This window comes from Bifidobacterium stellenboschense, from assembly GCF_000741785.1.
Classification (GTDB): domain Bacteria; phylum Actinomycetota; class Actinomycetes; order Actinomycetales; family Bifidobacteriaceae; genus Bifidobacterium; species Bifidobacterium stellenboschense.
The window spans coordinates 46435-52527 of record NZ_JGZP01000017.1; the positions used below are offsets into that span (position 1 = coordinate 46435).

Annotated in this window: 6 protein-coding genes and 1 pseudogene; all 7 read right to left on the bottom strand. The window is 68.1% G+C overall.

Annotated features, from left to right (window positions below; genetic code table 11):
• Positions 1 to 44 precede the first annotated feature (44 nt).
• On the bottom strand, positions 45 to 692 hold the full coding sequence (locus tag BSTEL_RS08985) for a regulatory protein RecX (RefSeq protein WP_084686229.1): 648 nt from the start codon (positions 690 to 692) through the stop codon (positions 45 to 47).
• A complete protein-coding gene (recA, locus tag BSTEL_RS08990; RefSeq protein WP_034529773.1) occupies positions 667 to 1887 on the bottom strand; it encodes a recombinase RecA in 1221 nt (406 codons plus the stop codon). The genes BSTEL_RS08985 and recA overlap by 26 nt, the downstream gene beginning before the upstream one ends.
• 312 nt (positions 1888 to 2199) lie before the next feature.
• Positions 2200 to 2433 carry a DUF3046 domain-containing protein gene (locus tag BSTEL_RS08995; RefSeq protein WP_034529776.1) on the bottom strand — a complete coding sequence of 78 codons (234 nt, stop codon included), beginning with the start codon at positions 2431 to 2433 and terminating at the stop codon, positions 2200 to 2202.
• Between the two features lie 4 nt (positions 2434 to 2437).
• Positions 2438 to 2956 (bottom strand): helix-turn-helix domain-containing protein, encoded by a 519-nt coding sequence (locus BSTEL_RS09000; protein WP_034529778.1) that lies wholly within the window; start codon positions 2954 to 2956, stop codon positions 2438 to 2440.
• 94 nt (positions 2957 to 3050) lie between these two features.
• Positions 3051 to 3647, bottom strand: a complete 597-nt coding sequence (locus tag BSTEL_RS09005; RefSeq protein ID WP_034529780.1) for a CinA family protein — start codon at positions 3645 to 3647, stop codon at positions 3051 to 3053.
• Between the two features lies 1 nt (position 3648).
• A pseudogene (gene pgsA / locus BSTEL_RS09010) lies at positions 3649 to 4292 on the bottom strand (CDP-diacylglycerol--glycerol-3-phosphate 3-phosphatidyltransferase).
• Between the two features lie 82 nt (positions 4293 to 4374).
• On the bottom strand, positions 4375 to 6093 hold a 1719-nt coding region (locus BSTEL_RS09015), incomplete at its 5' end, for a DNA translocase FtsK (RefSeq protein WP_034529795.1).

Sequence of the window (6093 nt, forward strand, 5' to 3'; positions counted from 1 at the left end):
TTTTGTCTTGATGTGGTTTCGGTTCACGGATGATCCGAACCGGATTACCGGAACAGTTCCGCGGCGACGCGGCGCAGCGTCTCCGCATCGTGCCCCTTGCGCCCGCCGGCCGACCAGAACCGGCGCATGCGCACCTGACGGTCGAGGCCTTCGGTCTTGCGGGCGATCTTGCGTCCCAGCTCCCATGCGGCGTCCTCGAAGGCGCCGTCGACCGCGGCCTCGCCGGCGACCTGCTCGGCCATCGACCGCGTGACGCCTTTGCGCGTCAGTTCCGCGACGGCGCCGCGACGCCCCATCATCCTGTTCACGCAGTACCGCATCGCGCTTTCGGCGTAGTCGCGGTCATCGAGCAGACGCACCTGAATCAGACGGTCGATGACGGCGTCAACCACATCCTCCTCGTATCCTTTGCCCAGCAGACGGTCGCGCAGCGCGCCGGACGAGCGGGGCGCCGCGTCGAGCAGACGCAGCGCCGCCTCGCGGCATGCGTCGAAGTCCGCGGCGTCGTCACGCGCGACGGCCCCGTCACGCGCGGAACCGCCGCGCATGCAATCATCGGTACGGACGACGCCCGCATGCACGGCAGGGCGACGGGACGGATCGTCCCGGACCGCGGGGATGGATGGCTCCCCCATCCCCGCGAGAAACGCCTCGGCGCTGATCATGTCAGGCCTTGTCCGGCGTCTTGGCATCCGCCGGCTTCGTCTGGCTCTTGGCTGCGCCCTTCGCCGGGGCCTTCGCCGCCGTGTTGGATTCGCTGGCGGCCACCGACTCGGTGTTCGCGTCCGCCTCGGAGGCGGCCTTGGTGGCGTCGTCCTCGGCGAACTGGTCGGTCGGCTGGATGAGACCGAACTCGGCCTTGACCTTGTTCTCGATCTCCTCGGTGATGGCCGGGTTGTCCTTGAGGAACTGGCGTACCTTCTCGCGGCCTTGGCCGAGCTGGTCGCCGTCGTAGGTGAACCAGGAGCCGGACTTCTTGACGACGCCGACCTGGATGGCCATGTCGAGCGCGGAGCCCTCGCGTGAGATGCCCTCGCCGTAGAGCATGTCGAATTCGGCGGACTTGAAGGGCGGGGCCATCTTGTTCTTGACGACCTTGACGCGCGTGCGGTTGCCGATGGCCTCCTCGCCGTTCTTGATGGTCTGGATGCGGCGGATGTCGAGACGGACCGACGAGTAGAACTTGAGCGCCTTGCCGCCGGTGGTGGTCTCCGGGCTGCCGAAGAACACGCCGATCTTCTCGCGCAGCTGGTTGATGAAGATGGCGGTGGTGCCGGCCTGGGCGAGCGCGCCGGTCATCTTGCGCAGCGCCTGGCTCATGAGCCTGGCCTGCAGGCCCACGTGGCTGTCGCCCATGTCGCCGTCGATCTCGGCCTTCGGCACGAGGGCGGCGACCGAGTCGACGACGATCACGTCGAGCGCGCCGGAGCGGATGAGCATGTCGGCGATCTCCAGCGCCTGCTCGCCGTTGTCCGGCTGGGAGACGATGAGCGAGTCGGTGTCGACGCCGAGCTTGCGGGCGTATACCGGGTCGAGCGCGTGCTCGGCGTCGATGAACGCGGCCACGCCGCCCTTGCGCTGGGCGTTGGCGACCACATGCAGGGCGAGCGTGGTCTTGCCGGAGGATTCGGGGCCGTAGATCTCGATGACGCGCCCCTTGGGAAGGCCGCCGATGCCGAGGGCCATGTCGAGGGCGAGCGAACCGGTGGGGATGACCTCCACGTTCTGCTCCGGACGGTCGCCGAGCCGCATGGCCGACCCCTTGCCGAAGCTCTTCTCCACCTGCGCCAGCGCGGTGTCGAGCGCGGCCTTGCGTCGCGCGTCGAGGTCGTCCTTGCCGCCGGACGGCTGCCCCTTGCCCGATGCGGCGCTAGTCTTCTGTGCCATGGTGTTCTCCTTCACGGTTGCGGCGGGTTATCGTTCCCACGGTAGGGGGACGGCCGCCGCCACGGCAAGGAGAACCCGCCCCTGTGGTCGGAGCCCCGCCTCCGCGGCGGCGTACGGGACGCGCCGAGGGGCGATGAACCCAATCGGGACAACGGTTTTCCGCCATGGCGCGGCATCACCGCGCGCAACGCAGTTGGTTATCGCTGTGGATAACTATAGCGCACCGGCACGAACATTTGTTCGACTTCACGAAAAGTACATATATCGGCGCGTCGCCCGCGCGTCCGCATCAACGGACGGGCCATTCCCCGCTCATCGCGCGGGCATCGGCGGCGCGTTGTGATCCCGGCCCCAACGCTCGGCGTCGGGAATCCCCATCTGGTCGCACAGCACGTTCCAGACCACGCGGGGCTCCTCCCCCGCGTCCAGAGCCTCGACGACCGTCATGTTCGCCAACCGCGGCAGCTGCTGGTCGCGGGAGAGCGCCCGGCCGTAGCTGCGGCCGAACACCTCCTCGAGCAGCTGCCAGAACTCGCGTTCCCTCACCGGCTCACGCCCCGACCATGTCGAGACGGTCGGCGACCATGCGCAGCAGCTGCGCGGTGCTGACCCCCAGCGCCTCGGCGATGGAGCTGAGCAGTTCGGAACTGGCCTCCTTCTGGCCGCGCTCCACCTCGGACAGATAGCCGAGGGAGACGCCGGCCTTCTCGCTGACCTCGCGCAGGGTCTTGTGGTCGCGCGTGCGCAGGTCGCGCAGCACGCGGCCGATGGCCTCGCGCAGCGACAGCTCCGCCGGTTCGCGCGTCTCCGTCTTCGCGGCCGATTCGTCCGTCATGGCGGCGCGCACCGGGCGCTCCTCGCCGTCGGTCTCCGCCCACATGCGACGGCGGGCCTCCTCGGCCTCGGCCTTCGCTTTCTTCGCGGCACGCGCCTGGATCATCTGCTGCTGGGCGAACATGACCGCCCGGCGCTGTGCGGGGGTGAGCTCGCGCATGCGCGCGGTGCCGGGGCGGACCATCGCCGCGGCGGGCTTCATCGTCGTCTGTTCGGTACGCGTCATCGTCTCCATGGTTCCCATCCCTTTCCTACGGGGTCTCGTATCACTCGATACTGTTCCCAACAACCGGACAACGCGGACTATTCCCACAGCGAAGCGAAAAACCTCAGAATGTTGATGTGAACTGGCTCACGTTCTGCAGCACGCGCAGCACGGTGCGTTCGCGCACCTGCTGCCGGGTGCCGTCGAGACGGAGCTCGACGGCGATGGTGCGACGGCCGTGGTCGTCGGTCGCGTCGAGACGCACGGTGCCGATCGGCGTCTCCGCGCCGATCCACGTCCCGCGCGGATCGGGCGCGAGCGCGGCCGCCGCCCGGGGCAGCGACACACCGATGTAGACGAGTCCGGCGGGCTTGTCGCCGTCCGGTCCCGGGCCGGCGACGCCGGTGGTGGCAAGCCCGATCACCGTGTCGCCGTCCTCCGGCTGCGCGTACAGGCGCGCTGTCGCGATGGCCATCTGCCGCGCGACCTCGGGGTGCACGGCGCCTTCGCGGGCGAGCAGCGCGCGGTCGACGCCGAGAATCGACGCCTTCGCACGGATGTCGTAGGTGACGGCCGAGCCGAGGAACACGTGCGACGCGCCGGGGATGCGCACGAACGCGTCGGCGAGCAGGCCGCCGGTCAGGGATTCCGCGCAGGCGATCCTCAGACCATGCGATTCGCAGGTCCTCAGAATCGCCGCGGCGAACGTGTCGCGCTGCACGTCAGCGCTTCCTCGATCCGATGAACGTGTTGTACAGGTACACGCCGCCGGAGTAGAGGCACAGGACGAGCGCCACATAGAGCAGCGCGTAGGTGAGGAAGTAGTAGCGCTCAGCCACATGGGCATGGACTGCCCCCCGTCGAACACCCACAGGGGCAGCAGCAGCATGGCCAGGCCGATGCACTGGAAGAGGGTCTTGAGCTTGCCGGGCCACGCGGCGGCGATCACCTTGCCGCCGGGGCGCTCCATCACGAAGAAGCGCATCACGGTGATGCCGATCTCGCGCACGAGGAACAGGATGGTCGCCCACCACGGGAATTCGGCGAACACGGAGGCGACGACGAGCGTGCCGCAAGTGAGCAGCTTGTCGGCGATCGGGTCCATCAGCTTGCCGAGTTCGGTCACCTGATTGTATTTGCGGGCCATCCACCCGTCGAGTTTATCGGTGGAGGCCGCGATGATGAAGATGATCGCCGCGGCCCAGCGCAGGGTCTGGTCGTCGCCGCCCCACGGGCCGGCCTTCACGTATAGCACGAGGAACACCACGACGAGCACGATGCGCGAATAGGTGACGAGGTTCGGCGGGGCGTTCCATCCGTCCAACAGCGACGGTTTCTTGTTCTCTACGATCTGTTCGTCAGTCATGGTCTTCACGTTACCCGTACTGCTCTACCTCGAAAGGGGAACGGCCTGACGGGTTCCTGAAAGAATCCCGTGAGGCCGTCCGTTACGCCTGTGCCGCTCCCGCCGACTGCGGCGCGGGGCCGTCGCCGCGGATGAACGCGAGCACGGCCTGCAGATCCTGCGGCTGGACGAGCACCTGACGGGCCTTCGAGCCTTCGGAGGGGCCGACCACGCCGCGCGATTCGAGCAGGTCCATGAGGCGGCCGGCCTTCGCGAAGCCGACGCGCAGCTTGCGCTGGAGCATCGACGTGGAGCCGAACTGCGTGGTGACGACCAGCTCGGCGGCCTGCAGCAGCACGTCCATGTCGTCGCCGATCTCCTCGTCGGGTTCGCTCCCCTTCTTCTCCGCCTCCTTGGCCATCTGCTCGATGTCCTCGCGGTATTTCGGCTTGCGCTGGGTACGCACGAACTCGACGGCCTTGCGAATCTCCGATTCGGACACCCACGAGCCCTGCACGCGCTTCGGCTTCGCCTCACCCATCGGCAGGAACAGGGCGTCGCCCTGACCGATCAGCGTCTCGGCGCCGGTCGTGTCGAGGATGACGCGCGAGTCGGTGGCCGAGGAGGTGGCGAATGCGAGACGCGACGGGATGTTCGCCTTGATGAGGCCGGTGACCACGTCGACGGACGGGCGCTGCGTGGCGAGCACGAGATGCACGCCGGCGGCTCGCGCCAGCTGCGTGATGCGCTGGATCGAGCTTTCCACGTCGTTCTTGGCGACCATCATCAGATCGGCCATCTCGTCGACGACAACGAGGATGTACGGGTAGGGCGCGACCTTGCGGTTCGAGCCGGCGGGCGCGTGCACCTGCCCGGCCCGCACCGCCTTGTTGAAGTCCTTGACGTGGCGGAAGCCGAAGTATTCGAGATCCGAATAGCGCGCGTCCATCTCCTTGACGACCCATTCGAGCGCCTGCGCCGCCTTCTTCGGATCGGTGATGATCGGCGTGAGCAGATGCGGGATGCCCGCGTACGCGGACAGCTCCACACGTTTCGGGTCGACCATGATGAGGCGCACCTGATCGGGCGTGGCGCGCATGATGATCGACGTGAGCATCGAGTTGATGAAGCTCGACTTGCCGGAGCCGGTGGCGCCGGCGACGAGCAGGTGCGGCATCTTGGTGAGGTCGGCGGTGACGAACTTGCCCTCCACGTCCTTGCCGATGCCGGTGAGCATCGGGTTCGGGTCGGCGAGCGCGCCCTGCGAGCGCAGCACGTCGCCCAGGTGCACGATCTCGCGGTCCTCGTTCGGGATCTCGATGCCGATGGCGGATTTGCCGGGGATCGGCGAGAGGATGCGCACGTCGGAACTGGCGACCGCGTAGGCGATGTTGCGCTGGAGGTTGGTGACCTTCTCGACCTTGACGCCCGGAGAAAGCTCGACCTCGTACTGGGTGACGGACGGGCCGCGCAGGAAGCCGACGACCTTCGCGTCGACCTTGAACTGCTGGAACGTGGAGGTCAGGGCCCGGATCACGCGGTCGTTGGCCGGTGTGCGGGCCGCATGCGGCTTGCCTTTGACGAGCAGGTTGAGGTCGGGCAGGCGGTACGGCTGTTCGACCGGTTCGGCCGGTTCCGCGCCGTCTCCCGCCGTGGGACCGCCGGCGTTCGCGGCCATGGTCCCCGCTCCCCCGTCGACGACCTCGCCGGAGGACGGGTCGACGTGCGGATCGTATGTTCCGGCCGACGCGACCGCGTTGGCGGGCGTCACGTCCTGTTCGCCGGTGTCGGAGCCGTAGGCGCCCGAGCCGGCGCCCATCGC